This is a genomic window from Paenibacillus sp. GL_099_B, from assembly GCF_057835695.1.
In genome coordinates this window covers 2,152,898-2,176,896 of sequence record NZ_CM174430.1, presented here as the reverse complement: position 1 = coordinate 2,176,896, position 23,999 = coordinate 2,152,898, and the positions used below count along the sequence as shown (strand labels likewise).

The 23,999-nt window shown below is 45.4% G+C and carries 24 protein-coding genes; 8 read left to right on the top strand and 16 right to left on the bottom strand.

Annotation, left to right across the window (positions count from 1 at the left end; all coding sequences use genetic code 11):
• Positions 1-55: 55 nt before the first annotated feature.
• Positions 56-793: an SDR family oxidoreductase gene (locus tag AC3ITG_RS10245; RefSeq protein ID WP_489253662.1), complete on the bottom strand. Its 738-nt coding sequence runs from the start codon at positions 791-793 to the stop codon at positions 56-58.
• 26 nt (positions 794-819) lie between these two features.
• On the bottom strand, positions 820-1,095 hold the full coding sequence (locus AC3ITG_RS10240) for an Atu4866 domain-containing protein (RefSeq protein WP_489253661.1): 276 nt from the start codon (positions 1,093-1,095) through the stop codon (positions 820-822).
• Positions 1,096-1,260: 165 nt separating this feature from the next.
• On the opposite strand from AC3ITG_RS10240, the gene AC3ITG_RS10235 reads away from it, so the two are divergent.
• A complete protein-coding gene (locus tag AC3ITG_RS10235) occupies positions 1,261-2,193 on the top strand; it encodes an AraC family transcriptional regulator (protein ID WP_489253660.1) in 933 nt (310 codons plus the stop codon).
• 61 nt (positions 2,194-2,254) lie between these two features.
• Here the strand turns inward: AC3ITG_RS10235 and AC3ITG_RS10230 are convergent, their stop codons facing one another.
• Positions 2,255-2,692: a MerR family transcriptional regulator gene (locus AC3ITG_RS10230; RefSeq protein WP_413377066.1), complete on the bottom strand. Its 438-nt coding sequence runs from the start codon at positions 2,690-2,692 to the stop codon at positions 2,255-2,257.
• Positions 2,693-2,898: 206 nt separating this feature from the next.
• On the opposite strand from AC3ITG_RS10230, the gene AC3ITG_RS10225 reads away from it, so the two are divergent.
• The 3 genes from AC3ITG_RS10225 to AC3ITG_RS10215 all read left to right on the top strand — a co-directional run bounded on the left by AC3ITG_RS10225 (position 2,899) and on the right by AC3ITG_RS10215 (position 6,378).
• A complete protein-coding gene (locus AC3ITG_RS10225; RefSeq protein WP_489253659.1) occupies positions 2,899-3,783 on the top strand; it encodes an SDR family NAD(P)-dependent oxidoreductase in 885 nt (294 codons plus the stop codon).
• A 216-nt stretch (positions 3,784-3,999) separates the two neighbouring features.
• A complete protein-coding gene (locus AC3ITG_RS10220; protein WP_413377062.1) occupies positions 4,000-5,163 on the top strand; it encodes an oxalate decarboxylase family bicupin in 1,164 nt (387 codons plus the stop codon).
• Between the two features lie 75 nt (positions 5,164-5,238).
• Positions 5,239-6,378, top strand: coding sequence for a zinc-dependent alcohol dehydrogenase (locus AC3ITG_RS10215; RefSeq protein ID WP_489253658.1), 1,140 nt, complete (start codon positions 5,239-5,241; stop codon positions 6,376-6,378).
• Between the two features lie 106 nt (positions 6,379-6,484).
• Here AC3ITG_RS10215 and AC3ITG_RS10210 read toward each other — a convergent pair whose 3' ends face one another.
• The 4 genes from AC3ITG_RS10210 to AC3ITG_RS10195 form a co-directional block, all read right to left on the bottom strand.
• Positions 6,485-7,270, bottom strand: a complete 786-nt coding sequence (locus AC3ITG_RS10210) for a class I SAM-dependent methyltransferase (protein ID WP_489253657.1) — start codon at positions 7,268-7,270, stop codon at positions 6,485-6,487.
• A 198-nt stretch (positions 7,271-7,468) separates the two neighbouring features.
• Positions 7,469-9,463 (bottom strand): PTS fructose transporter subunit IIABC, encoded by a 1,995-nt coding sequence (locus AC3ITG_RS10205; RefSeq protein WP_489253656.1) that lies wholly within the window; start codon positions 9,461-9,463, stop codon positions 7,469-7,471.
• 135 nt (positions 9,464-9,598) lie between these two features.
• Positions 9,599-10,510 (bottom strand): 1-phosphofructokinase, encoded by a 912-nt coding sequence (pfkB, locus tag AC3ITG_RS10200; RefSeq protein ID WP_489253655.1) that lies wholly within the window; start codon positions 10,508-10,510, stop codon positions 9,599-9,601.
• A gap of 2 nt (positions 10,511-10,512) precedes the next feature.
• Positions 10,513-11,259 carry a DeoR/GlpR family DNA-binding transcription regulator gene (locus AC3ITG_RS10195; protein WP_489253654.1) on the bottom strand — a complete coding sequence of 249 codons (747 nt, stop codon included), beginning with the start codon at positions 11,257-11,259 and terminating at the stop codon, positions 10,513-10,515.
• Positions 11,260-11,521: 262 nt separating this feature from the next.
• Between AC3ITG_RS10195 and AC3ITG_RS10190 the strand changes: the two genes are divergently transcribed.
• The gene (locus tag AC3ITG_RS10190) at positions 11,522-12,205 is read left to right on the top strand and encodes a G1 family glutamic endopeptidase (RefSeq protein WP_090948877.1); all 684 of its coding nucleotides are present in this window, start codon (positions 11,522-11,524) and stop codon (positions 12,203-12,205) included.
• 114 nt (positions 12,206-12,319) lie between these two features.
• On the opposite strand, the gene AC3ITG_RS10185 is transcribed toward AC3ITG_RS10190, so the two are convergent.
• The 4 genes from AC3ITG_RS10185 to AC3ITG_RS10170 all read right to left on the bottom strand — a co-directional run bounded on the left by AC3ITG_RS10185 (position 12,320) and on the right by AC3ITG_RS10170 (position 16,554).
• Positions 12,320-12,769, bottom strand: coding sequence for a hypothetical protein (locus AC3ITG_RS10185; RefSeq protein WP_489253653.1), 450 nt, complete (start codon positions 12,767-12,769; stop codon positions 12,320-12,322).
• 167 nt (positions 12,770-12,936) lie between these two features.
• Entirely contained in the window at positions 12,937-14,364 is a 1,428-nt protein-coding gene (locus AC3ITG_RS10180; RefSeq protein ID WP_489254448.1) for an NAD(P)-binding domain-containing protein, read from the bottom strand.
• 598 nt (positions 14,365-14,962) lie between these two features.
• Positions 14,963-15,916, bottom strand: a complete 954-nt coding sequence (locus AC3ITG_RS10175) for an SDR family NAD(P)-dependent oxidoreductase (RefSeq protein ID WP_489253652.1) — start codon at positions 15,914-15,916, stop codon at positions 14,963-14,965.
• Positions 15,917-16,032: 116 nt separating this feature from the next.
• Positions 16,033-16,554: a TetR/AcrR family transcriptional regulator gene (locus tag AC3ITG_RS10170; RefSeq protein WP_489253651.1), complete on the bottom strand. Its 522-nt coding sequence runs from the start codon at positions 16,552-16,554 to the stop codon at positions 16,033-16,035.
• A gap of 564 nt (positions 16,555-17,118) precedes the next feature.
• Between AC3ITG_RS10170 and AC3ITG_RS10165 the strand changes: the two genes are divergently transcribed.
• The 3 genes from AC3ITG_RS10165 (at position 17,119) to AC3ITG_RS10155 (ending at position 18,599) form a co-directional block, all read left to right on the top strand.
• Positions 17,119-17,538, top strand: coding sequence for a MarR family winged helix-turn-helix transcriptional regulator (locus AC3ITG_RS10165; protein ID WP_063568299.1), 420 nt, complete (start codon positions 17,119-17,121; stop codon positions 17,536-17,538).
• A 27-nt stretch (positions 17,539-17,565) separates the two neighbouring features.
• Entirely contained in the window at positions 17,566-18,216 is a 651-nt protein-coding gene (locus AC3ITG_RS10160; protein ID WP_413377043.1) for a nitroreductase family protein, read from the top strand.
• 86 nt (positions 18,217-18,302) lie between these two features.
• Positions 18,303-18,599, top strand: coding sequence for a putative quinol monooxygenase (locus AC3ITG_RS10155; RefSeq protein WP_053783565.1), 297 nt, complete (start codon positions 18,303-18,305; stop codon positions 18,597-18,599).
• Positions 18,600-18,745: 146 nt separating this feature from the next.
• Here AC3ITG_RS10155 and AC3ITG_RS10150 read toward each other — a convergent pair whose 3' ends face one another.
• From AC3ITG_RS10150 to AC3ITG_RS10130, 5 genes are all read right to left on the bottom strand, one after another.
• A complete protein-coding gene (locus AC3ITG_RS10150; protein WP_489253650.1) occupies positions 18,746-19,795 on the bottom strand; it encodes an NAD(P)/FAD-dependent oxidoreductase in 1,050 nt (349 codons plus the stop codon).
• A 194-nt stretch (positions 19,796-19,989) separates the two neighbouring features.
• Positions 19,990-20,805, bottom strand: a complete 816-nt coding sequence (locus AC3ITG_RS10145) for a helix-turn-helix domain-containing protein (RefSeq protein WP_489253649.1) — start codon at positions 20,803-20,805, stop codon at positions 19,990-19,992.
• Positions 20,806-20,997: 192 nt separating this feature from the next.
• Positions 20,998-22,005 (bottom strand): FecCD family ABC transporter permease, encoded by a 1,008-nt coding sequence (locus AC3ITG_RS10140; protein WP_489253648.1) that lies wholly within the window; start codon positions 22,003-22,005, stop codon positions 20,998-21,000.
• Positions 22,002-23,009: a FecCD family ABC transporter permease gene (locus AC3ITG_RS10135; RefSeq protein ID WP_489253647.1), complete on the bottom strand. Its 1,008-nt coding sequence runs from the start codon at positions 23,007-23,009 to the stop codon at positions 22,002-22,004. Before AC3ITG_RS10135 ends, AC3ITG_RS10140 begins: the two co-directional genes overlap by 4 nt.
• A gap of 12 nt (positions 23,010-23,021) precedes the next feature.
• Entirely contained in the window at positions 23,022-23,996 is a 975-nt protein-coding gene (locus AC3ITG_RS10130) for an iron-hydroxamate ABC transporter substrate-binding protein (protein ID WP_489253646.1), read from the bottom strand.
• Positions 23,997-23,999: the final 3 nt, after the last annotated feature.

Genomic DNA, 23,999 nt, shown 5'->3' with positions numbered 1-23,999 from the left:
GACGCCCCCAACCGTATATATGGTTGTGGACATCTTTGGTGTCTTACAGCGAGGTTTAAGCCATGCTTGCTGTGGGTCTCACCACGATTTCATTCACATCCACCTCAGCCGGCTGGTTGATCGCGTACAGAATGCTCTGAGCAATAGCCGTGGCCGGAATGGATATCCGACGATAATCTTTCATAAGCTCGCGTGCTTCATCATCAGAGATCGATTCGGCAAGTTCGGATTCAGTCACACCTGGCGATACGAGGGTCACGCGGATATCTGCGCCTACCTCCTGTCGCAGACCCTCCGAGATCGCACGGACTGCGTATTTGGTTGCACAATATACCGCGGCTGTTGGTGTCACGGCATAGGCTCCGATGGAGGCGATATTAATAAACTGACCAAAGCCCTGTTCTTTCATAATCGGCAGCCCAACTGCAATGCCGTGTAGAACACCGCGAATGTTAACATCAATCATACGGTTCCACTCGTCCACTTTTAGTGCTTCAAGGGGCGATAGCGGCATGACTCCGGCATTATTAACAATTACATCCAAACGTCCATAACGATTGAGCGCCACCCCTACGATCGTTTGCATTTCTTCCAGCTGTGTAACATCAAGGGTATGATATTCCACCGAACCTCCTTCCGAGCGAATGGAGGACGCCAGCGCCTCTAGGCGATCCAACCGTCTTGCACCAATGACAACATGTGCACCATGCTCTGCCAACAGACGCGCTGTTGCCTCCCCAATTCCGCTGCTTGCACCAGTGATCACAACGACTTTCCCTTTTACATTAAACATATTGATTTCTCTCCCTATTAGGTATTTTATTGTGCATTTTCTCTGTACAAAACCATGCCCGCATGATAAAGCACGCCGTCCTTAAATTCTCCATCCGCGGTAAAGCCAGTATCATCCACATATTCAATATGGTCTCCATCGACTACATATCGACCTTGATATGCACTTTGCCTATTTCCCCGCGCTTCATCATAGCGACCGTCAGGGAGAAGTTCATGCCTGATGTACCCGTCATTCGTCACCCACATCCCAACATACGGGTGTTCCACTTCTTGTCTTTCTCCTGATCTATTGCCTACCATATTTCCACGACACTCCTTTCTGTTGCCAACAGATTCAATTGCTTACCTTCATTATGTAAGGGATCAGTCTCTGTACGATAGAAGAATCCCACAGTATTCTTGCCTATTCGTCCAGCACATTCTAAAATAGTTAAACGAGCACGAGGAAAGGAGGGCCTGCAATCCATGCTTTCAAAAATGGAACCAGATACAGCTATTATTCAGCAGCAGCAGGAATTGGCCCGCTTAATCGGGCGTTTTACCCACGAAGACGGGGTTCACCTAACAGCAATTCCTTCGCTTGCTTTGATCCGTGCTTCCCAGGTTTCAGAGCCCATTCATGCCGTGCACGAACCCGCCCTGTGCATTGTGGCCCAAGGGTCCAAACTGGTTATTCTCGGACAGGAGAGCTACACCTATGACTCTTCACAGTATTTGGTTGCTTCCATAAACTTGCCTATTTCAGGGCAAGTTGTACAGGCTACGACAGAACATCCCTATCTCTGCTTGCGACTTGATTTTGATTCAGGGCAGATTTTTGATCTTATTCAGGATTCTCCTACCGTACAAACCAAACCCGACAAATCAACACGTCGTGGGTTGTTTGTAAGCTCAACCAAACCTCCGCTTCTGGAAGCCGTAATCCGATTGGTCAGATTGCTGGATACACCTGAAGACATTCCTGTACTTGCACCGCTTATGACTCGCGAGATTCTATATCGCCTGATTCAGGATGAACACGGACATTCCATCAGGCAGTTTGCAGTCCAGAACAGTCATGCACAGCACATCGCTCAAGTCATTGAAGTGATCCAATCAGAATACGCTCATCCACTGCGAATCGAGCAATTGGCTTCCATGATTAACATGAGTACGTCCTCATTGCATTATCATTTCAAAGCCATTACCGCCATGAGCCCACTGCAATATCAAAAACAGATTCGATTGCAGGAGGCCCGGCGAATGCTGCTTGCAGGTTCAAACGATGCAGCTGATGCTGCATTCCAGGTTGGGTACGAGAGTCCTTCCCAATTCAGTCGGGAGTACGCCCGCATGTATGGCCTTCCTCCCAAAAGTGATATCAAGCGCCTTCGCCATACACTCCATATTGACTGCTAAATATAAGCAAAAAAACCACGTCATAATGACGTGGTTTTTTGGTTCCGCTGGCTAGCAGCGTTCAGGAGAAGATGTTCTTCTTTTCAAATACAGACATCTGATTCTCCCCGGTAATCGGGCACTCATCCGGAAACATGCTTCGCTTCTCCATCTTCTCATCAATAAAATCGACGATCTGCTGCAAGGATGCAATCTGCGCTTCGATCTTCTTCCGATGGTTTAACAGCATTTCACGCTCATCCGGGAAATCTTCCAGGTCCGAATCCATCGACATCTGTAAATAAGGCTTCATCTCCTCCAGAGACATGCCTGTTTTTTTCAGACAAGTAATAAGCTTCATCGTCTGAATATCCTCTGGACGGTATACCCGATGGCGATTGGCCTTGCGTTCAGCCCGGGGAAGAAGTCCAATCTTCTCATAATAACGAATGGTATCTTCCGATAATCCGGCCTGTTCTGACGTCTCTTTAATGGAGAACACTTCAGCATCATTCATCATCGTCGACCTCCTCCGCCTCTATTGATCTCTATCTTACAACTTGGAGTCAGCTCCAAGTCAAGTTTGTTATGAGTTCAAACACTCCACTTACAAAAAAATTAAAATATAAACCAACAGTACGCTTGACTTGGAGTCGACTCCAAATTATAGAATGAGCGCATTAGACAGATTGGCTCTGTCATCCCATTCACTCAGGAGGTATTTATATGAATTCAAACCGTACACTTCGTACAGCCTTAATTACAGGTTCAACTTCGGGAATCGGTCTTGAACTGACCCGCACCTTGTTAGCCGAAGGCTGGCAGGTTATCGGCCTCAACCGTTCTGCTTTCCCGAAGGAAGACAGTGATATTCAGGACGGATTGCGCTCCGGCCAACTGCGTTGGGTTCAGGCTAATCTTACCCAGTACGACAGTCTGAGAAAAGCGCTGAATCAGATTAAATCCGAAACGGATACCATCGATGTGTTGTTTAATAATGCCGGGGGCAGCGGTTACGATCTTCGTTTGTCGGATCAAGGGCATGAAATGCACTTTGAATTACAGACCGTGGTGCCGTACATCATTTACGTGGAACTACAGGATCTTCTTCACAAAAGCACCTTGAAAACCGTTATTAATACATCCACCAGTGCGTTCAATATGGTCAAACAGTTTAATCTGGACATCCTGGAACATCCAGCCGAGTTCAAAAAGCTGTTCGGTCCTTATGCGACTTCGAAGCTCGCACTGTCTTTATGGACACGCGAAGCTGCTTCTACCCCTGCGGCTAAAGGAATTCGGTTACTCAGCGTGGACCCCGGAGGTAACAATACACTCAGAGGTAATAAAACATCCGGACTGCCCTTTTATATCAAACCAATCATGAAGCTGTTCTTCCCACATCCAAGTCACGGAGCTTCTCTGCTTTATAACGCTGCCATTGCGCAAACCAGTCTTACATCCGGTACGTTCCTGATGAAAAACAAACCCACTAATCTCCGGTTTACGGAGCAAGGCTCAGCCATTCTGAACAGAGTACATGAAATTTATGAGCTTGAATTTTTGCAGCTTGACTCCAAGACCGACCCAGTAAGCAAAAAAAGTGTCTGAGCTTTCTTCTGTACTCATCCAAAAAGACGGGACCGAGCGTATCGGTTACGTCTTTTTGTTGTTCCTTTGGATTCATTTTTAATCCGTACTTTCCCTTCAGGAGCGGATTGTTGGATATAAATTCCCCGTCCCTCATAATTGCCAGGCTCTGGTTCATAATCTTCTCTATAACGACATCTATCATGGGATGAAGTGATGAACTGGGGGAATCTGGATATGAAAAATGAAAACAACAACAATGGCAAGCCATTAATTATACCGCAGCCGATACGAAAAGACGGTGCCGGAGGACCCGATCTGGGACCTCGGGATGTAATGAGAGATCTACAAAATCCGGATATGCTGGTTCCTCCGGTAACCGACAACGGCTTATTACCCAACTTGAGAATGTCTTTTTCCGATACACATATGCAGTTGAACCATGGCGGATGGTCCCGCGAAATTACGGTACGGGATCTGCCCATCGCTACGACACTGGCTGGTGTAAATATGAGTCTTACACCTGGAGGTGTACGGGAGTTGCACTGGCATCAGCAATCGGAATGGGCGTATATGATCTGGGGTACGGCACGAATTACGTCCGTGGATCAGCAAGGTCGTAATTTTATTGCAGATGTAGGGCCGGGAGATCTGTGGTTCTTCCCAAAAGGTCTGCCCCATTCCATTCAGGGCCTGGCCGATGGGTGTGAGTTTTTGCTTGTATTTGATGACGGGTCCTTCTCCGATCTGAATACATTATCCATCTCTGATTGGTTTGCGCATACGCCACCTGAAGTGTTATCCGTCAATTTTGGCATACCGGAATCCGCGTTCCAATCCATGCCAACAGAACAAGTTTACATTTTTCAGGATCAGGTCCCGGGTTCCCTCGCAAGCCAGGAAGTGCAGTCCCCCTATGGCACGGTTCCGCTCTCCTTCAAACATCGGCTGTTAGCCCAGAAACCGATCATTACACCGGGAGGCAGTGTACGCATTGTGGACTCCACCAACTTTCCGATCTCCACAACCGTTGCCGCAGCACTCGTGGAAATCAAGCCTGGAGGCATGCGCGAACTTCACTGGCATCCCAACGCGGATGAATGGCAATACTATTTGACAGGGCAAGGACGGATGACGGTTTTTGGAGGGAATGGCATTGCACGCACATTCGATTATCGGGCTGGAGATGTTGGATACGTACCTGTAGCCATGGGGCATTATATTCAGAATACGGGCACCGACACGTTATGGTTTTTGGAGATGTTTAGAAGTGATCGCTTTGAGGATATCTCCCTAAATCAATGGATGGCATTAACCCCGGAAGAACTTGTACATGACAACCTGAACGCTTCCCCTGAACTGCTTCATGCACTGCGTAAAGAAAAATGGCCTGTTGTTTAGTGGGCTATATCTCTATCAAATAGAGGAAAATCGGGTAAAAGTTAAATAATCCCAATATGAAGGAGGAATATAAAGATGAAAGCCGTTACTTTTCAAGGAACCAAGGATATTCAAGTAAAAGAGGTTGAAGACCCGAAATTGCAGCAAAAGGATGACATCATTGTGCGTATTACTTCTACAGCCATATGTGGATCAGATCTTCATATATATCAAGGAGCCCTACCAGCCCAGAAAGATTATGTCATTGGCCATGAGCCGATGGGCATTGTTGAGGAAGTGGGACCTGAGGTAACGCGCGTAAAAAAAGGGGATCGTGTGGTGTTACCATTTAACATCTCCTGCGGCGAATGCTTTTATTGCAATCACGACATGGAGAGCCAGTGCGACAACTCTAACCGCAATCCGGAGATTGATACCGGTGGTTATTTTGGCTTCACGGAACGGTACGGAAATTATCCGGGCGGTCAGGCTGAATTTTTGCGTGTTCCTTATGGGAATTTCATGCCCTTTGTGATTCCCGAATCATGTGAGCTGGAGGATGAAGCTCTGTTATTCCTATCCGATGTGCTTCCTACTGCCTACTGGAGTGTTGAGAACGCCGGGGTGAAGCCGGGAGATACTGTAGCTGTGCTTGGCAGCGGGCCGATTGGCCTGATGGCACAAAAATTCGCTTGGATGAAGGGTGCCAAGCGAGTCATTGCTGTGGATCGCCTTCCATATCGACTGGAAAAAGCCAAACGAATGAATGATTCCGAAGTATTTAATTTCGAGGAATACGATGATATGGGTGAACATATTCGCGAAATAACCCGAGGCGGAGCGGATGTTGTCATCGACTGCGTAGGCATGGATGGCAAGAAATCCACTTTGGAGGAAATCGGACAGAAGCTGAAAATTCATGGCGGTACATTGAGTGCGGTGGAAATCGGCATCAAGGCTGTGCGCAAATTCGGGACGATGCAACTGACGGGTGTTTATGGCTCGTCCTATAACATGTTCCCCCTAGGCAATCTGTTTGAACGAAACATTAACCTGAGAATGGGACAAGCCCCTGTCATTCACTATATGCCGGAGCTTTTCCGCAAAATCACGGCTGGCGAATTCGACCCTACCGAGATCATCTCCCACCGCATTGCGCTGGAAAATGCGAAGGAAGCTTACCGGATTTTCTACGAACACGAAGACGAGTGTACCAAAGTTATACTGAAACCTTGATTATGTGACGACGATCTAAAAAGGCAGATGTCCCTTACGCGGGCCCTCTGCCTTTTTTGCTTTTGCTTTTGTTCACTTAAACGAATTAATTAATAATGGCGAAACCTTATTTTCCTTTTACCGCCTGAATATATACACTTTCTCCTTTGAAGCTAACGAGTCTGCCAGAATGCGTCACTTCAAAATTGAAATACTTCTTAATCACAGATGGCGCGCTCAGCATGCTTGCTTCAAGCTCTCTACTTTCCGACTCCGGGAGTCCAGCCCTATTGCACCAGTCTTCAAATATAAAGTGTTTCTCAAAGCAAACCATCGCTTCCATTCGAAATCCGGCAAGCTCCAACATCCGAATCCATTCCGTCTTACGCCATGCCCGAACATGACTTCCATCACGCCACTTCTCGATTTCATTGTAAAATTGGTCATTCTCATCACGTTCAGGTGCCACATTATCAATTAATAACAGTCTGCCACCAGGTTTCATTACTCGAAGCGCCTCGGATACAAAGGAAGATACGTCTGGAAAATGGTGTGCAGCAATGCGACAGGTCACAAGGTCAAAGAAATCATCCTCGAAAGGGACGTGTTCAGCATCTCCTGCAACAAAATCCACATTCTGGTGCCCATTTCCCCGGATAAAATGTTCAGCCACTTGTAACATCTCATCCGTTAAATCCAATGCGATAACCTGCTCCACAAGCGGAGCTAATGCATTGGCAACATGTCCTCCGCCAGTGGCAATATCCAGCACCTTCATATCCAAGCTTGCTTGAGATGAAGCCACAAGCAATGCCAGATCATCCCCTTTGGCATGACCGGCACTAGTCACATATTTCTCCGCATTTTTCGCAAATTGTTTGCGTACCTGTCCTTTAATCTGATCATTAGACATGCTGTTCCCTCCTTATAGTTTCATTAGATGAAACGTTGTTTCATTAATTTAGATAATATTTATCTTATCACAGAATGACCTGCAGTGAAATAAAAAAGCATCTCCCCAGTGAATTTCACTGAGAAGATGCCATGTTATTTTAAACAAACTATGAGATAGAGATTGTTTAAAACTTTTAGGGAAACTTTACCCTTTGACTTATTTCACAACGGTCGGCGATTTCTTCCACAGGCCGAGGATCAGACCGGAGATCACCGCACCGATTGCTACAGCAAGCAGGAAGAGTAATGCGTGATTCGCCAGTGCCGCAACGAAGATTCCGCCATGCGGAGCAGGTACGTTAATACTCCACAGTTGAGTCAGTCCACCTGCAACAGCAGAACCGAGAATACAGGATGTCAGAACACGCAGCGGGTCAGCCGCAGCAAATGGAATGGCGCCTTCTGTGATGAAGGAAAATCCGAGCACGTAATTCGTCAAACCTGATTTGCGTTCTTGCTCCGTAAATTTGGATTTGAAGAACGTTGTAGCGAGTGCAATCGCCAGTGGCGGTACCATACCGCCCGCCATAACAGCTGCCATCCAAGCACCATCTGTATTGCCGCTGGATGTGAATACACCGATAGCAAATGTATAAGCCGCTTTGTTAAACGGTCCACCCATATCGATGGACATCATGCCGCCAAGCAGCAAGCCAAGCAATACAGCATTTCCTGTACCCAGGTTTCCAAGTGCATCTACAAGCCATGTGTTAAGGGAACCGAAGATTGGATCAAAGACATAGAAACTTATTGCACCAACGATAAGCAATCCGAACACAGGATAGAGCAGAATTGGTTTCAATCCGTCAATTGCTTTAGGCAGTCCTTTAAATAGTTTGCGCAGACCAATTACAACGTAACCTGCCAGGAAACCGGCAGCCAGACCACCAAGGAAACCGGCGTTCGAATTCACAGCCATCAATCCACCGACCATACCAGGCATCAGGGCCGGACGATCACCAATACTCATCGCAATAAAACCGGCAAGGACAGGAATCAGGAAGTGGAACGCTCCGGTCCCGCCACCAATGGTCTGCAACAATTGCACAATAGGATTGTCCGGACTCGCAATTTGTTCAAACAAGAAGGATATGGCGAGCAAAATCCCGCCACCTACAACAAATGGAAGCATATGCGAGATCCCGTTCATTAAATCTTTATAAATCTTGCTGCCCATGCTCAATTTGCCTTGGCTTTCTCTTTCACCCTTCCCACCGTTGCCGCCTTGGCTTCGGTAGATCGGAGCGTCCCCGTTAACTGCTTTGCGAATCAGTTCTTCGGATTTGCGAATGCCATCGCTTACGGGTCTTTGTAATACCGGTTTGCCATCAAAGCGGGCCATTTCCACATTTTTATCTGCCGCAATGATAACCCCTTTGGCACGAGCGATTTCATCAGCTGTCAGTACGTTCTGTGCTCCTTCGGAACCGTTGGTCTCTACTCGGATATTAATGCCCATTTCCTGTGCTTTCTTCTTGAGAGCGTCTTCAGCCATGAACGTGTGAGCAATACCTGTTGGGCAAGCGGTTACTGCAACGACAAAATCTTCAGATGCCGCATCACCAACAATAAGGCCTGATGTATTCTGCTTCTGTCCATTCGCATTGCCCGCGCCAGATACAGCGTTTGTTCCATTTGCAGCATTTGCTGCTTTCTCCGCTTCGGCTTTTTCTTTGGCAGCTTTTTTCTCCGCTTCTTCCGCCTGTTTGGCATCGAATAATGCAGTCACTTCTTCAGGAGTGTCCGTGCTCATTAGCTGCGAGATGAAATCGCTATCAATCAACAGCCTGGAAAGAGCCGCAAGTGTACGAAGATGTGTATTGGCCGCCCCCTCTGGAGCTGCAATCATGAAGAATATATGAGCCGGTTCATCATCAAGCGCTTCAAAATCAAGTCCTTTCCGACTCTTGGCAAATACAACTGTTGGTTCATTTACTGCTGTTGTTTTGGCATGAGGCATGGCAATACCGCCACCAATCCCCGTGCTGGATTCCGCTTCGCGTTTATAAATCATTTCCTTAAACAGAACCGTATCATTAATACGTCCGCTACGGTTTAAACTTGCAATGAGTTCATCAATAGCCTCTTCTTTCGTCGTGGCTTGCAGGTCCATGATCATCGTTTCCTGGATCATCAGGTCTGTTATTCTCATTTGGTACACTCCCTTAAATTCAGTCAGCCTGCGTGATACAGACCGACTTATAATTGTACTTCTTACGCTGTTATCTGCTATTAACTGAATCCCCTCTTCTAAAAAGGGGCCTGTATTCCATTCATTTTGTACGGACTATATTTTGGTTATGGTGACTTGAGTACGCAGCTCTTCGATGAGTTCACGAGTCGCCAGGTCATCTGAGAAAGCCGTTGCACTACCCGAAGCAACCCCCGTTCGGAACGCTTCAAGCAGGTCTTCGTTTAATCCAAATGTACCTACGAATCCACCGATCATGGAATCTCCAGCACCAACCGAGTTTTTCACGACACCTTTTGGAACGCTCGCATGGTAGACATCTGTTTTGGTAATCAACAGCGCTCCTTCTCCTGCCATGGAGATCAACACATGTTTGGCACCTGCTTCCAAAAGCTTGCGACCATAGGTCACCAGTTCCTCTTGAGTGTCGATGGTTACTCCGAAAAGTTCAGCTAGTTCGTGATGGTTCGGCTTCACCAGCAGCGGTTCATGTACCAAAGCATCCATTAAAGCGGGTCCTGTCGTGTCGATTACAAATTCGGCACTCGTTTGTTTGCACACGTTGATCAGACGATCGTAGAAATCAGCTCCCAGTGAAGGTGGTACACTTCCCGAAAGAATGACGATATCTCCTTTTTGCAATGCGGATAACTTGTTAAGCAACCCCGCTGCTTCCTCTGGTCGAATAGCTGGTCCCAGTCCGTTAATCTCTGTCTCTTCCCCATGCTTCAGCTTGATGTTAATTCGGGTATCATCTGCGATGGTAACGAAGTCCGTCAGAATCTTGTCTTCCTGCAATTTGTCATTAATGAAACGGCCTGTGAACCCTCCCAGAAATCCGAGTGCAGTGTTTTTGGCTCCCAGTTGATTAAGCACTCGCGATACGTTAATGCCTTTGCCTCCAGGAAGTTTCAGGTCCCGATTCATACGATTCAAATCACCAAGCTTCAGATCATCCACTTCCACGATGTAATCAATGGAAGGATTAAGTGTTACGGTATATATCATGGCTATCCCTCAATTATTTTAGTTTTCTGGGCGATTACAGAGCGCCAGTGTTCCGGCATACGTTCTGTGATCAAGTCTGCCTCCTCAAGGTCAAACAGTTTGGCAAAAGTAATTTCCCCAATTTTGCTGGAATCAGCCAGCACGTAAGATTTCCCGGACAATTGATGTGCACGTCTTTTAATCAAGGCTTCCTCCGGATCGGGAGTTGTATACCCCATTTCGGCATCCACTCCGTTGGTTCCGATAAAACATTTATCAAAACGGAAGTTGTCCATGTTCTGTAATGCGATACTGCCAATCACGGCTTTGGTGTGAATTTTCATCATTCCGCCAAGCAGATAGCTGCGTATTCGTTTACTTACCAGCGCTTCTACATGAGAAAGTCCGTTCGTCACTACCGTAACGTCCTTGGCCTCAATATAGGCAATCATGGCTAATGTCGTCGTCCCTGCATCCAGATAGATAAATTCACCATTGTTGATTTCCTGCGCAGCTAAACGAGCAATCGCTGTTTTCTGTTGAATGTTTTTGAACGTTTTTTCTTCCATACCGGGTTCCGGCGTCTTTTCATTCACTAGAGCAGCACCACCATGTATGCGTTTCAGCATCTGACGGCTCTCCAGGTCAATTAAATCACGCCGTATCGTTGATTCAGAAGCACCCAGCACATCGACGAGCTCTTGCAGTTTCACAATGCCTCTTTCGTGTAAGCGCTCTATAATTGCAGCATATCGTTCTTCAGTTAGCATTTTCATTCCTCCAACTGCTTTTATAGTAACATAAATCCCTCAAAAAACAATCACTTTCATTCAAATTAATTTAAAATCATTCAAAAACCATCAACATTCGACATTTTATAGACATCAAAGATCGCATTCTACCCTAAATATCGTTCAAAATCATTCAAACCTTATTTCTTTCTCAGATTGTCCATGTCCTCTTTCGTCTTCCATGCATTTGATAATATCGAACGAATGATTTCGTCTCTATTTTCACATGGGAGGTGGCCGTATGGCGAATAATCGAAACAAACGCCGAAAACCCTGTATACCTCATACAGGCAAAACAAATTCTTCACTACGCTTCGGGTGGATTTCCTCCAACTGGAGTGGTTATGCCCGAGCGGGTGACAAAGCTGAATTCAGACGTATCTCGGCTGAATGGAACGTGCCCTTTGTTTTACCATCGTCCAAGTCCTCATACTCCTCAGCCTGGATCGGAATTGATGGATACGAGAATTCCAATCTCATTCAGACTGGAACAGGCCATGATTGGGTTAACGGCCAAGCTAGTTATTATGCCTGGTGGGAAATTCTTCCGGACGTTGAAACGATCATCCCTTTTCCTGTATCACCGGGAGATCGGATGAGAGCGGCCATTTACAGAATCAATCGAACTCGCTGGTGTATCACACTTCATAACCTGACCCAAAATTGGACTTTCCGCACCGTTCAGCAATATACAGGCCAGCAATCATCCGCGGAATGGATTGTAGAAGCTCCATCATTGGGAAACACCATCTCCCGGATGGCAAAAATCACGCCTGTCACCTTCAAGTGTTGTCGCCTGAACGGTCGCTGCCCCGGCTTCATCGTCAAAGAGAAAGGCATCATGATTCAGCAAAAACAGGTTGTTTCCATTCCAGGAACACCGGGACCAAGCGGAGACTCTTTTGTCGTGAAACGAAACGGCTGAGACTTCTTCGTAGACAGTTCGTTAATGAAAAAAACTGCAATGTGCCGTATTCGGCGTACCATTGCAGAATGGATATTCGGTCATTATGGAATTGACACGAGTCTCTTTTTTCAATTATAGGAATAGCTCAGCCCTGTCTGGTTTGGGTTTTACCCAATTTCCTTCTTCATTAATAAATGCACCCTTGAAACGCCCCATCTCCAATTTCTCTACTAGCTTCATCTCATCCAGTACCAGAATTTCAGACAACTGCTGCAAACTATAAAAATCACTTGGATCATAATCCAGCAGGATTGGAACAGCCATGTCGTACAGTTCTTTAATTAGGTTCTCCAATGAATGACGCCCGAGGTTGTCCATGGTTTGGAAATACTTCAGATCATGGGACACCAGATTGCGGAACGATTTATCTTTCAAGTTCATCCACAGCGTATTACACGCCTGAACACTCATATAGTTCTGTTCTACATCATAATATTGGATCTCATCAATCTTCATATACTTTTCCTGAAAAGCTACAATTTTGATCAAGGGTTCATTTCGTTTGCGTGACGCTTTCTTCAAATGGGTTCTGAACCCCTCATAATCCATGATTCTCACAATAATCTATCGCCTGCCTTAACGCTGTATAATTCGATATTTTACAGCATTATATAAGCACCCGTAAATGTAACTTTAGAAAAAGGAAAACCGTACAGCATCTTACCCCGCTGTACGGTCATTTTGAATACTCAGATTCCAACTTCACTCTTCACCCAACTCGCAGTAAACTCCTGTTCGTTATACTTCAAAAATTGCTCCAAGATCTGCTCACGGTCATCCAGGAAAAGCTGGTCGGCTACAGCTGAAACCAACTTCGGCACAGCATTCTTTGTCCCCGATATTGCCGAGGCAGAGAGGCCGCAACTTGCAAGTGCAGAGTAGTTAAAGACAAACAACCCACGCAGCTTAACCTGTCCCTCCTCATCTCTGCTGGTCATTGCAAACCCGGGACTAAGGTAGGGATGTGCGTCAAGCAGTGCATTTCTTTGTTCCGTCGGAGCTTGAAAACGGTCTGCCCAGCGTGCAATGTGCGCCTCCACCATTCTGAGCTCGGGACGCAGTGACGGATCACTCACCATCCCCGTGCTTATGACCAGAAAATCAAAGGAGTGCTGCCCCTGTGGCGTAGTCACTACCGCTTTCCCATCCTTCATCTGTACATCCAGCCAAGGCGCATGAAGATGTAATTGGAAGCCTGGCCATGCAGCGGCCCGGTTGAAGGTATCGTTGGTTGGCGGCTGATTGTATTTAAAAAAGTTGGAAATGGTCGCATACTTATCCTCGTCTGATAATACGTGAAAGCGTTCGATCATACCGGATTGTTCCATCTGACGTATCGGGTTAACGCTCGGTAATTGTTCCCGCCGCACAAATACGTGAGCCTTAGCCACCCCTGTGGCTAGTGCAAAGTTGGCATTATCAAAAGCAGACGCCCCTCCGCCAAGTATGGCAATCCTTTTTCCTTTTAACCGTTCAAAATCAATCAGTTCTGATGTATGAGCGTACAAATGTCTAGGTACTTTCTCAGCGATCAGGGGTGGTACATGCCACTCCCCGCCACCCTGGATGCCCGTAGCCAAGACAACCTTCCGTGCCAGCAATATATTACTTGGAGCCCCTGCACCTGTAATGTGCAGTCGGTGTATGCCTTCATCTGCAGGTTCAATCAGTCTCAGTTTGACTTCATTTATGACAGGCAGATTAAGCACTTGCCTGTACCAGCGCAGATAGTTCATCCATTCATTGCGCGGAATTTTATCAACTTCATCCCATCCCGAAGGACCTGCTTGCGCCTCCCACCATGCTCGAAACGTCAGCGAAGGGATACCGAGATCAATGGAGGTCAGATGTTTTGGTGTACGTAACGTGACCATACGCGCGTAAGTTTCCCAAGGTCCCTCCAACCCTGCGGCATTTTCATCAATGACCAGAATGTTGGATATCCGCTCACGCAGGAATCCAAAAGCAGCACCCAAGCCGCTCTGCCCACCACCTACGATAATGACATCATAGATATGGCCTTCGTCAAGTTCCCGGGGGCGAATCCAATCCGCACCTCCATATGCGAGATAAGCCAGATCATCTTGTACTCGTTGGTTTAATGTTTCAAGGCTCATCATTCCTCAACCCTTTCAACGTCCTCTCGTATACTTCTACGAACCGCTCGTTTAATGTTATGTTGGTGTAATAATTTGTTTTGTTGATGGATATTTTGTAAGTCCAAAGCAGCCTAATTCCTTTATCATATGGATAAGGAAGACGATTCCATCTCAATCTCTTACATCATTTTCATTAGGATAGCGTTATTATATGAGTTTGGGCCATTTTTTTGAATATCACGACAGATTTCTTGTCATCAGACCTAAAAATATCTAACATGCTTGTTAACTATAACGAAACCGAATTTATAACGACTTTGTCCTGTATGTAAAAAAGACAGATCAGGTTGGATATTAACGATAGATCCAACCTGATCTGTTTTCGTGTTGTCTTATTTCAAATAGATGAAGTGCTAATTAATTAGCTCACGTCAATTCGTATAGAGGACATTTTCCGCTTTTGCAATACTACACTCTATGTCTAGGACATGTTTTGTGCACCGCCCATTAATGAAGTCATATCAGCATTCATCATTTTGGTTTAGGTCGTAAGCATTAACCGAGTCTTAACTCATTTTAATTATTGATTGATCAATCACAAGTCAACATAACATATTTATTTCTTTTGAAGCTCACCTATTGTCTGTGTAATCCCTTCTTCAAAAGAAGTCATCTTCACCGGCCCAATGCTGTCCTCGTATTTCTTTTTACTCAACACCAGCGGTTCTTCTGTCAAATATAACATTTCAACAACTTCTTTCATTACCGGTACGGCCAATCCAAGCAGCGAAAGTCCTGTTTTGCCGAGGGCTATCACCGGTTTCGCTCTACCCGCCGCCTGTTGTGCAATACGTACGATTTCCTTACCCGATATTACGCCAGCACCAGGGATATTCCAGTTCTGCCGATAGGCATCATCTCTGCTCGCCAACTCCACAACCATGACCGCTGCATCTGGCAAATAGATATATTCTCGTGGCATTTTCATAGTTCCGATAAAAAAAGTCATTTTCCCTTCCGCTATTGCTTCAAGCGTAGACCCCAGGTAAGAAGCCTGATTGGCAGTAGGACCATAATAATCAGGCAAGCGAACAATCATCACTTGCGCTTTACACCATTGGCTGCTAAATAACATCTGCTCAAAGGCAAGCCGAGTCTTTCCTTTTCGAGTATGCGGCTGCTTTGGATGTTCTTCAGTCACTTCTTTCATTTGTCTTCTGCCATAAGGATAAATCCCGTCAATGACGACTACCTTCAGGCCCAGTTGTTCTGCCGCCTCCATAACGGATTCACCCAGAGGGATTAGCTTGCTCTCCATTTCGTTATACGGTACATTCGCACAGTGAAACATTACATCAGCTCCTAGTGAAGCAGCTACAATATCATCAGGTCGGAACGCATCTCCCACAGCGATCTGAAGGTAATCAGGAGATTTCAGCTTTACCGCAAGTTGCTCCAGTTTTTGACGTGAGCGGCCAAAAATGATTGTAGAAATGCCACGTTTAATCAATTCCTCTGTAATCGCTGCGCCCGTTCCACCTGTTGCCCCAACTACGATTGCTTTTTTCATTTCATCTCAACCTCTTTCTTTCAATTAGTTATTGATCAATTACTTACTTAAACACAATATAACGCAAATTTAGTGATTGATCAATAACTGAAATACAAAAAGGGACTTTTCCCTTTCTATCTCTCCTTAAGCTCTGGCATATCCAGTGCGGTCGATACATTACATAACATGCCGATTGCCAGGAATATTAACGTTCTTTGCTTTGGATTGGCACTGCCTGCCGCTGTGAAAGCTTCCAATACCATGTCTCGCACCTCTGCGAATCCTTTTTGCATTGCTTGACGGATGACTTCCTCCTGAACCGTCTGCGCCTGCATTTGCAGCAAAATTTCGTTCTTGTGAGACTTAAGAATCTCTTCATAGGCTTCAGTTAACTCGTTCTCCAACTGATCTGGAGTAGCTGTCTCCACCACCGCTCGGAATGAATCAATCACTCGTGTCCAGGATACCTCCAGTGCTGTTAACAGCAAAGCTTCTTTGGTTTTAAAAAAACGAAAGATATACGGTTGCGAAATTTTGGCTCTTTCTGCTACCTGAGCTGTGGTCGCCCGGAAATAGCCGATTTCAGCAAACACCTCAATCGCTGCGGATATGATATCACTGCGTCGATTAACCGATACCGCTGCATTTTTAGCCATGATAATCACATCTCCATTCCTTAGTAATTAATTGATCAATAGCTTGAAGTATATAGGAAAGTCTAGTGCATTGCAAAGAGACTCATCACTCCGATCCAGGATAAACTGAACCGACTCGCGCCTCCAACATGCTGTTATCGTCCGGCAGGAATTTACATGCATCCTCCAATCTAAGCACTGCTTAAAAGCTCTTTTGTCTAAACATCTCTGTGACCACAATTTCATCCATATGTACATTACCTTTCATTATAGTTGATAATTATTCTCAATCACAATATAAATCGATATAAAGTTACTTGAATGGATAACCTACACCTACGGAATTAAGGAGACTATCGCTTTGGAATAGATGGATTTATCTTCTCATGACTACCCTGTTGCAAAATCAAAACACCCATGATATATTAATTGAGCCATCAATGATTGATGCATCAAATATTGATACGTCAAAGATTAACTTAGCAGATTTCACTAGCTAAGCAATGGCACTGTATAATGGCAACTTTATGTATTTTTTTCACATAAGCCGTTGTCATGGTCGAGATTCACCCGGGAGGTCTAGTCATGACACGTGTTTTTTCCAAAGAGGAGCAGATCATCAATCTGCTTAACGGGCTGGGTAACAAGATCAGCCCCAAGTTCGAACGCTGTACGGGCATCAGCTCATCACGCTTTGAGATTTTGCATGAATTGGATCAGGTGGACGAGATTAATCAGTCCATGTTGCAGAAAATCATTAATATCGACAGTGCGGCGATCACTCGCCATCTGAAGCAGCTTGAAGCCGATTCGATGGTCACCAGACGTAAAAATCCGGAAGACAACCGCGTTACCTTTGTCCGCCTTACGGATGAAGGACGGAAGCAAATCGAAGGTTATAAAGTTGAGAAAACCAATTTTATCAATCAGATTCTACAGGATTTTAGTGAAGAAGAAGTTCATCTGCTTGCTGATTTCCTGGAACGAATGCAAAACAATTTCTAAACCCATATATAGAGGAGAGAACCATACATGAGTACATTCCAAAGCACTTTTCAAAAGACAAATGATTTTAACGAAATTACTTACGGCCGCCGGTCTGTAAAACTATACGATCCTGAAGTCAAAATCAGCCGTGAAGAAATGACAGAAATTCTGGCAGAAGCTTCTCGTGCCCCATCTTCCATCAATTTGCAGCCTTGGCGTTTTCTCGTTGTAGATACGGCTGAAGGCAAAGAGAAGCTTGCTCCTCTCGCGAAATTCAATCAAAATCAGGTTTTGACCTCCGCAGCAGTAGTTGGTGTATTTATTGATATGAACAATGTCGAGTACATGGACGAAATTTTTGGTAAAGCTGTCGAGCTCGGTTATATGCCACAGGAAGTCAAGGAAATGCAGCTCAAAACTGTAATGCCTTATTATGAAAATATGCCCGCTTCCGCTCTTCGCGATGTCAATCTGATTGACGCGGGTCTGGCTTCCATGCAATTGATGCTCGCTGCACGTGCTCATGGTTATGATACCAACCCAATCGGCGGTTATGAGAAAGATCAAATTGCTGAAGCATTCGGTATGGATAAAGATCGTTACCAACCTGTTATGCTGATCTCGATCGGTAAATCGGCCAAAGAAGGTCACCCTTCCTACCGTCTGCCTGTTGAGAAAATTACGACTTGGGCATAATATCAGTCAATGTTTTACGTGCTCCAGCACCATTTACATTTCAAACAATAACAACATTCTAAATACACTAATGGAGGTTGAATATTATGATTATCATTCACGCTCACTTGCAAGTTAAACCAGACCAGGAACAAGCTTTTTTGGAAGCGACAAAAGTGCTAATCCCTGCAACACGTAATGAAGAAGGCAACATCAGCTATGATCTCGCTAAAAGTACTGAGCGCGAACATCATTACACGATGATTGAGCTGTGGAAAGACGAAGCCGCTACAGCTTCCCATAATGCAAGCGCCCATTTCCAGGCTTTCGTTCAACAAGCAGCAGCATTCATGGCCGCTCCAATGAACGTTGAAGTATTCGCTGGAGAAGCGGTTAAACGCTAAAATATGAGCCTTACATTAATTAATTAAGCAGACCGACGAGATCGTCGGCTTGTGAAAAAGAAACCGCTCCTCGTCATACTGACGGGTGAGCGGCTTTTTTGATATTGAAAGAAAATCTTTATGATGGCCATTTTAGTTTGTGTATTTTATTTGGTGTATAGATGTTTCATCAGCTCACGGTTCTTCTGCGTGAACAAGTCATTGTGCGAGGAAACCATCCCGTGTGTATTGGCTTCGGGTGCCACGTACAGTTTGGCTTTGTTCACAGCATTGGCTGCGTCCTGGAACGCTCCTGCGATCAAATGAAGCTTCCCTTCATGATGTAAAATATCTCCCGCAGCAAAAATGCCCGGTACGGATGTTTCGCTGACTGGTGTGCCTGCGATCCAATGATCCTTCATATCAATCTTAATATGACTGTTCACCAGCAATTCCTTGTCCCGCTCATAACCGTAGTTAATGATGACTTCATCCACAGCCAGCTCCAGTGAAGCCCCGTCCTCATTACGTTTCAGTACAACCGTCTCAATCTGTTGATGATCGTCTGTAGCGACCAACTTCTCAATCATTGTATTGAGCAAGCATTCGACTGGACTGTTCTCAAGACGTGACACTTCAGCTTCATGACCTTTCAGCGTATCTTTCCGATACGTTAAATAGACTTGCTTGGCAATAAGGGCGAGCTCGTTCGCCCAAACAATCGCCGCATTACCACCACCCGAGATCAGAACCGTTTTATCCTTGAAGCGGGAGAGCGATTTGACTGTATAATGTAAGTTCGTAACCTCGAAGCGGTCTGCACCTTCAATCTCCAGTTTAATCGGCTTCAGAATTCCTCCACCAATGGCTAAAATCACGGTTTTGGAGTAATGTTTTTCTTCAGAGGCTGTGTGCAGTACGAAGGTTCCTTGCTCATCCTTGGATATGGACGTGACCTTTTCTCCTAGAACAACCTCTGGCTGGAAAGTCAGTCCCTGATTGACCATTTGTTCGATCAGTCGTGCGCCCGGAACGGGTTGTAATCCCCCTACATCCCAGATCATTTTTTCAGGATACACATGCACCTTACCGCCCAGATAGGACTGAAATTCAATAATTTTGGTTTTCATTTCACGCAAACCGCTATAAAAAGCTGAAAATAATCCGGCAGGCCCACCACCAATAATCGTTACATCAAACACTTCATGATCTTTCATCTTGAATACCCTCATTTCCGAATTGGTTTGTCCAACATTCTTCTTCAATTTATTCCTGCATGGTTGGAACGGCCGAGGACTTCCAAACCTTTTATAATAATGATTCTCATTATCATTTAATACTATAGCAAGGATCATTGAAAATGCGAATGCACAAATCACCAATTTGGGATGTATTATTGTCTAATGGAGGCTTAATCAAGATACGTGTATTCCGAAGGAGAAACACCAAATTTACTTTTAAAAATTCGACTGAAATAGAGCGGATTGGTATAACCAACACTGATCGCAACATCGCGAATCAAATAACTACCTGATTTCAGCAGCTCCCCTGCCCTCTCCATGCGATAATGGATGACATAGTCAATTGGGCGGAATCCCGTGTATTTGTGAAAAAAGTAGGAGAAACGCTTTGAACTCATGCCATGTAACTCTGCTAACTCGTCCAGTGTCAGCAGATTCATGTAATGTCCATGAATATATGAGATGGCTTGCTCGATCACCTTCTCACTCAGCGAAGTTCCACCTTCCCGTTGACTGCAGCCTGTAAAAACCTGAACCATGATGCTCAAAAATAATTCCTTGACTCGAAGTTTGCCAATTCCTCCTTGCGCGTGCAGTTGTTCCTGCAGCATAACCAGTAATTCAACAACCCTTGGATTGGCCCCGGAGTCCAATTTGAAATGAGAGTCACATTCCTGAATGCTGACGCCCTTTTCCAATTGGTCAAAATTATAAAACAGTAAATAATATTCATACTCCGAATGGCCATTCACCTGTGAGTCCAACTGCATGCCTGGTGCAGCATGAAAAACGGATCCGGGCTGTAACTCGTATACCGTTCCATTCACTGACATGCTGGCTTCTCCTCGTACCACAAAAAGAAATCCATGATTTAATGTTCTGAATTCACGCAATATACTTTTGGGCTGCAAAACCAATCGATTGATTCCATCTATTTTAAAAGAATTATCTGCAAATATTGAAGCTAATTGATCCACATCTGTCATGGTAATTCCACCTATCTTTTAGAATCGGTTTTAAACTGTGCTTTTTTTATCTTATCACACGTATCAAGTCATACTGGGTAGCCTAAGCTTTACCTTCTCCACGTCAAAACTATAAACAAAGGCTATCCCTTGTCTTGACGACAAAAGATAGCCTCATTAGCTATGTGTTCAATTAGTCTAAAGCTTTTTAGATTATTTCTTCAATAATAAATAGACAAAATAAGGCACACCGATTAGGGAGACCATAATTCCTGCGGCAATTCCATCAGGATCAACCAGGTTGCGCCCAACGGTATCAGCAATTAATAGAAGCCAACCTCCAAGCAGAACAGCAACTGGAATAAATAACGAGTTACGTGGACCAACCAGCGCTTTGGCGATGTGTGGAGCCATCAAACCGATAAACGCGATTCCTCCCGTAACGGATACAGCAGAAGCGGCGGCTGCAACAGCAAACACCATGAGTACCAAGCGTTCTCGCTCCAGCTTCAACCCCACTCCGATCGCTGTTTCTTCGTTCAGCCCCATCAGATCAAGCCGTCTGGTTCTGAACAAAGTAAGCGGGATTAACACAATCAGCCAAGGCAGCAAAGCCCATATGAATGGCCAGTCTGCCCCCCATATGTTTCCGGATATCCATTTGGCAATAAAGTCGACCTTGGAGCGCTCCGCCGAAGATATGATGACAATCATGATGCCTGACAGAGCCATCGAGAATCCAACCCCGACCAGCACCATTTTTATGGGATCAAGCCCCTTGGTCCGGCTATAGGAAAACAGATAGATGAGCGCCGCTGTCAGTAATGCACCGATAAAAGCAGCTAACGGCAACATATAAACGAACGTGCCCGCTTCAATCGGGAAATACAGGAAGAAGATCGCAACGGCAACACCTGCACCGGAATTGATTCCGATGATACCTGGATCGGCCAAGTCATTACGCGTAATACTCTGCAAAATGGAGCCTGACAGCGCAAGCGCCATACCAGCTAGTAATGTAATAAAAATTCGAGGTAATCGGACCGAAAACAGAACAAAGTCTTCTTTAAATGTGCCTTGACCAAATAACACCGGAATTACCCTTTTGAAAGACAACGAGGAATAACCCCAGCTCATACCTACCACAGCCGTGATGAGGATCAGCAGCAAACACACGAGCAGAATTAGTCGTTGCTTGCGAATTCGCGCAGACATTGTCATGAGAATGCTTTGCCCCCTCTACGCACAACGAACAGGAAGAAAGGTAAACCAAGCATGGAAGTAATGGCGACCACAGGTGTTTCGTAAGGTGCATTTATCGTTCGACCCAGTGTTTCGGCAAGCAGCATAAACGATGCTCCGGCAAAAATGGATACGGGTATAATATACCGATAGTCCGTGCCCACCAATTTACGGACAATATGGGGGATCATTAAGCCGACAAAGGCCATGTTTCCGATCAATGCAACCGACGCTCCGGTCAGCACGATGACCAGCAGGAACAGAATAGTTTTGACGAGTACAAGCTTCTGCCCCAGTCCAGTCGCCACCTCATCGCTCAGGCTAAGAATGTTGATCTGGTTGGAAAGGAACGGAACTACAGCTAGACCAATCAGTATGACAGGCGCAATGGCTTGAATCTGGCCCCATGTCGTTCCGATGAGTCCTCCCGAAGTCCACATGGATACATCCTTGGAAATTTTGAAAAAGATACTGATGCCATCCGAGATGGCATACATAAAAGCGGATACAGCTGCCCCGGCCAGTACTACCCGGATAGGAGATAAGCTCCCTCTCCGCATCGAGCCGAGCACAATAACCCATGCTGCTCCAAGTGCAGCACCAACAAAACAAGCGACCATAATCCCAAAATATCCGAGTGATGGCATGAAGACAAAAGCTAGGGCGAGTGCCATATTGGCACCTGAAGTCAGACCGAGCAGTCCAGGATCAGCCAGCGGATTGCGAGTAATTCCCTGCATGATGCCTCCGGAGACGGCGAGAGCCGCTCCGATCAGCATGGCAGCGAGTTCCCGTGGAAGTCTGATCTCTCGCAGAATAAGAATATTATCGTTCTTAGTCGCAGAGGTCAGGGTCAGCCACAGATTGCGGAATGTCGTTTCTTCTGCGCCAAACATCATGGCGATGATGAAGCACACAATAAGTATGAGTACACTACCCAGCAGCTTGGTTGCAAACCGAAAAGGAAGTCGTTTATTTTTCATCGCATTCAATGTTTACTTGCCAAGAAAATGTTGGATAAAGAATTCCAGCTGGTATTCCATGCTCAATGGATCATTGAAATAGAATGCCTTGGCATCAGCTTCAAATACTCGATTATTTTTCACCGCATCAATATTATTGTATGTTTCGGTATTTTGGAACGAATTGTCCTCGTCGGCATTTTTACTGAATATTACAAAGTCACCCATGTAGTCTTTCAGTACTTCGTTCGATACAGCAAAGAATCCGTCTTTCTTGGTAGCTTCCTTGACCTTATCTGGCATACCTAAGCCGAATTGATCATACAGTATTTCCGTTCCACGTCCGAATTTTTCGCCATAAACATAGAGTTGCTTATTGAACGTTTCAATAACGGATACAGTCGCATTGGCGCCAATTTTGGCTTTGATTTCTTCCCCTACTTTTTTGCTTCGAGCGTCAAAATCGTCAACCCAGGCCTGTGCTTCTTTTTCTTTGTTCACAAGCTTTCCGATCTCCAGTTGTTGCTTGAGGAAGTCCACCTTACCATATGTATAGGTGACTGTTGGAGCAATCTGCTTCAGCTTATCTACGTTCTTGATATCCGACAGGCCGATAATCAGATCTGGGTTCAATTCAATAATTTTCTCCAGACTTTCGTCGGTAACCGCCTCTGTATTCGCCAGTTTATCTTTAAAATTCGGGTTCTCCTTGGACATTTCATCCACACCAACCAGTGGCACATCCAGTGCCATCACGTTTCCTGTCAGGAATCGGGTCAGCACAACCACACGTTGCGGGTGGGAAGGAACTTCCACAGGACCTGTCTCCGATTGATAAGTGAACGTACCTGAATCTGACTCGGATGAAGAACCTGCTGAATCCGTGTTCGAAGAAGTGGATTCGTTGGATGTAGTTGCATTCCCCGTTGTATCTTTGGCTGAGTTGCTTCCACAAGCGCTAAGCAATAAAACCAGAACTAATATAAATGGAACAAAAAGCTTTCTCATTAG